This is a genomic window from Streptomyces sp. UNOC14_S4, from assembly GCF_020740835.1.
In the GTDB taxonomy this organism is placed as follows: domain Bacteria; phylum Actinomycetota; class Actinomycetes; order Streptomycetales; family Streptomycetaceae; genus Streptomyces.
In genome coordinates, this window is record NZ_JAINFC010000952.1 from 1 (window position 1) to 1,130 (window position 1,130).

Genomic DNA, 1,130 nt, shown 5'->3' on the forward strand with positions numbered 1-1,130 from the left:
GGTTCGAGGAAGGGGTGGCGGAGTTCGCGCGGGCTCCCCAGCGCGGGGCCGCCGTGGCTGCGTACGGGTGAACCTCGGGCCATCCCGTACCGGACCCGCCCGCTCGGGATAGATGGATGACGGGGGTTTGCGCATCCCAGGGCCCAGGAAGGCGGCAGACATGGCGGACAACGACCTCGGAAGCCTGCTCGGCGGACTGCTCGGCGGCGACAGCGGCGCGGGAAAGCTGGTGGGCGCGCTCATCGGCGCCCTCGGCAGCGGCGGGGGCGAGTCGCTGGACGGCCTGCTGCACCAGCTCCAGGAAGGCGGCCTCGGCGGCAAGACCGGGTCCTGGGTGGGCACCGGCCCGAACGAACCGCTCACCGGCCCCGAGGTCGCCCAGGCCCTGCCCTACCAGGCACTCGAACACGTCGCGGGCAAGGCGGGCGTCAGCCCCGAGGAGGCCGCGGACCAGCTCGCCGCCGCCCTGCCCAAGACCATCGACAAGCTCACCCCGGGCGGCCAGGTCCCGGAGGGCTCGCTGGAGGAACTGATCGCCCGGCAGCAGCAGTAGGAGGACGAGGCAGCCCCCGCACCAGCAGGTCCCCCAGCGGGGTGCGGCGGTGCAGTACCGCCTTCCCCGCCCGGACCGTGCCGACCAGGCCCGCCCCGCGCAGCGCGGCCGCGTGGGCGGAGGCGGTGGCGTCGCTGACGCGCAGCCGCCGGGCGAGCCCGCCGGTGGTGTGCTCCTCCGCGAGCAGGAGCAGGACGCCGAGGCGGGTACGGCCCAGGACGGCCGCCAGGGCGTCCTCCGGCCCGTCGGCCGCCGTGGCGGCCGGCGGCAGCCCGGGCCCGGCCGGATACGTCAGGAACAGGGGGCCGCCGTCGGGCGGTTCGGCGAGGACGGGGTGGCCGGTGCCGTGGAAGGTGGGCACGAGCACCAGCCCGCGGCCGCCCGCCGCGACGTCCCGCTCACCGGGTGCCGGGACCTCCCAGACGCCCCCGTCGCCGTGTAGCCGTGAGCCGGGCACGGCCTCGGTCAGCGCGGCCCCGGCACCATGGGCCGCCGCGGTCAGCGCGTGCCGGGTGAACTCCGCCCGGTGCAGATCCTGCACGACGCCCCACACCGGGCGCAGCACCGTCTCGAAGGC

2 protein-coding genes are annotated in these 1,130 nt (G+C 76.8%); one reads left to right on the plus strand and one right to left on the minus strand.

Annotated features, from left to right (window positions below; genetic code table 11):
- The first annotated feature begins 160 nt into the window (after positions 1 to 160).
- A complete protein-coding gene (locus K6I34_RS37250; protein WP_229332438.1) occupies positions 161 to 553 on the plus strand; it encodes a YidB family protein in 393 nt (130 codons plus the stop codon).
- Here the strand turns inward: K6I34_RS37250 and K6I34_RS37255 are convergent.
- The coding region (locus K6I34_RS37255; RefSeq protein ID WP_229332439.1) for an ArsR family transcriptional regulator at positions 489 to 1,130 on the minus strand (642 nt) is incomplete at its 5' end. The genes K6I34_RS37250 and K6I34_RS37255 overlap by 65 nt on opposite strands.